The sequence below is a fragment of the Arsenicibacter rosenii genome, assembly GCF_001870735.1.
In the GTDB taxonomy this organism is placed as follows: Bacteria; Bacteroidota; Bacteroidia; order Cytophagales; family Spirosomataceae; genus Arsenicibacter; species Arsenicibacter rosenii.
On sequence record NZ_MORL01000090.1, the window covers coordinates 1 to 2696 of the forward strand.

At 53.7% G+C, this 2696-nt stretch carries 3 protein-coding genes; all 3 read right to left on the bottom strand.

The window, feature by feature from the left end; all coding sequences use genetic code 11:
- Positions 1 to 160 precede the first annotated feature (160 nt).
- The gene (locus BLX24_RS29890) at positions 161 to 760 is read right to left on the bottom strand and encodes an outer membrane beta-barrel protein (RefSeq protein WP_071506857.1); all 600 of its coding nucleotides are present in this window, start codon (positions 758 to 760) and stop codon (positions 161 to 163) included.
- A 14-nt stretch (positions 761 to 774) separates the two neighbouring features.
- Positions 775 to 1173 carry a hypothetical protein gene (locus BLX24_RS29895; protein ID WP_143092896.1) on the bottom strand — a complete coding sequence of 133 codons (399 nt, stop codon included), beginning with the start codon at positions 1171 to 1173 and terminating at the stop codon, positions 775 to 777.
- Between the two features lie 135 nt (positions 1174 to 1308).
- A partial coding sequence (locus tag BLX24_RS29900; protein WP_143092897.1) for a Calx-beta domain-containing protein occupies positions 1309 to 2696 on the bottom strand: 1388 nt, incomplete at its 5' end.

The following is a 2696-nucleotide window of genomic DNA, read 5'->3' on the forward strand; positions in this document are numbered from 1 at the left end:
CCTGAGTAATCAGAATTCAGGAGGCATATCGTTCTGGCCATGCCTGGCACTCGGACATAGTTTTTAGGACATTGAACCTCGTTGGGCATAGTGCAAACTACGCCCAATGGGAGGCTTGACGGGGCTCCTTTACCCTGTCAAGCCCTTGCCTGTCAATCAACTACAGCAAATAGCTGATCCCGACGCCGGCCGTTGGGTTTACGCCGCCGTCTTTCAGCATCACCGCCCGCAGCCGCAGCTCCAGATGAAAGTTTTCCTGTAGCTTATATCCGTACTCGGCCGATACGTTCCCGCCCGTACGGAATGCGCTGAGGTGACTTTGGGTATACCCGCTGCCGGCCGGGACGAAATAGCTGCCGATCACATACTTTTCACTAGAGACGTTATTCGAAATGGCCCAGACCGAATAACCGGCCCCAACCCGTACAAAATGACGCGAAGCCGACGGCATCACATTCACCTGCCCGCTTATGTCAGCGGTGACCCGCTCCCAGGTATCGGGTTTCGGCAGGTTTGTTTCGCCGGGGGCCGTCTTATTTTTTTGAGACAGGTAGGCATACCCCAGATCGGCAGCAAGCAGAAACCGGTTTTTCGCAAAGTTATAGCCAAGCCGTGCTGATTTATGGAAACCGATGCGGCTGGCATCATGGATGCGGAGGGCATGAATCCCCGCCCCGATTGTGAGCAGGTTTTTAGGGCGCTGCTGAGCGTGTATACATGCGGGTAACAGCAGCAAAAGCGGGAGGTAAAGAGCTTTCATGGTTGTAGATAATTTTAGTTGCGTGACCATTCAACCGTTAAGGAGCCGGTGGTTGATTTGCTGCCCGTTAGCCTTAGCTGCAGGGTGTCATTTTCGTAATAATCCTCGTTGATGGATAACGAAACGGATGACCCCGCAGCAATGGAATCCCGCCGGTAAATCTTCTGAGCAGCCGGGTTACCGCCTTTCAATACGGTCATAATAACCGGCTTAGTCAGAGAGCCCCGTATCTGAATAGTAAGTTTGTTGGGACGCTGATCAACCGGAGATAAGGTCGAAACAATCGTGTTTGCGAAGTCCGTAACGGTGAAATACTGCGTTTCCGACCGGGCAATCACCCGTTCATCACAGGCCGTCAGCAGCGACGCTACACCAAGCATTGCCAGAAGGTTGTAGTGGATCGTTCTCTTCATTGTTGGATATTATTTTTTCGCTAAGGTAACGTATCCGGCAAAAATGATGATAACGTACGGCAAATTTTAGCATGGGGGAACAAAAAAGGCTGCCTTTTCAGACAGCCTTTCCCATAATTACCACCGGAACGGAACCTAGTTTTTAATCACTTTTATTGTTTGTGCATGCGTATCCGAGCTGGTTTTCAACAAGAGCAGACCGGTGCTTTGTGCTGACACATCAACTACTTCCCGATGCGACTGGCTCTGCGGCTGCACCCGGCGGGACATAATTGGCCGGCCCGTTGCATCCGTAACCGACATCATCAGTGTTTCGCCTTTTGCTCCGCTGATCACAACATCAATGTACTGGCTCGTCGGGTTACCTAACACAGTCACGAGCCATGGTGCTTCGTTCGGGAGGGCTTCACGGGCTGAGCCACGGGCCGCGCAGGCCTGCCGGAAGTTCCAGACAAAGTAGGTCGACCGTGTGGCCTGATCCTGTACCGTCAGCGTGCTCTGGTTGTTGTCGAACGGCAGGAAGTAATTCACGCCCAGCTGCCCGTTGCCCGTTACCCCGTTGATAAAGATCGGCGCCGGTTGCGGGCTAAAGCTGCCGTTGGCATTGCCCACCACAAAGTTGACGCTCGACAGTACCCCGTTGGTCACGTTACAGCTAAAGCTCGTAATGGTCAGGCTCGACGGGGCCGCTGTGGCTTTGTCCTTAATGGTAACGGTTGTATTGGTCTGAGTTGGGTCCGGATCGTAGTCATCCTTGTCAATCAGGTTGATGATCACCGTTTCATCACCTTCATCTTCTGAATCATCCGCAATCGGATCCACCTCGACCAGGATTTCCGATTCGCCTTCGGCAAAGGTTACCGAACCAGGCAGATTCAGGAAGTCAACGCCCGGGGTAGCCGTACCACCCAGTGAATAATACACCACCAAAGTACCGGCGGTCGTACTGCGGGTAAAGCTGATCACCCCCGGATCAATGTCTTCCGTAGCAGCAGCCTTTACATCCTGGCTGTTTTTCGCCATCGCCGGATTCTTTGCTGAGCCGGCTTTCGTTTCTCCGGCCACCGGATCAGGACTGTTTACTTTCACGACTGGTGTTGCGCCCTGTGCGCCTACGGTAACCTTAAACGAAGCCGTAACGGTTTGCGCCGTTGGCAGGGTGCTGTCGACTACCTTAACCGTCAGGTTATGATCACCGGCCGACATTTCGGTGTAGGTAACCCGGTTACCGGTCGTTGAAATACCTGCCCCTGCGTCGGTACCGAAGTCATACGTATACGGTGCCCGCCCGCCCGAAACGGTAGCCGTACCCGAGGTAGATCCGTTGACCGGAATACTCGTCGGCGAAACGACCAGATTAACGACCAGCGGCACCGTTGCCCCCGGATTAATCGTAATAGTAAACGTTGCCATGGCGGTGGCACTGGCCGGGTCAGCCGCCATAACCGTCACGGTTGATGTCCCCAATGCGTTCGGTGTACCACTGATTGTCCGGGTAGCGGCATTAAATGAGAGATTAGCCG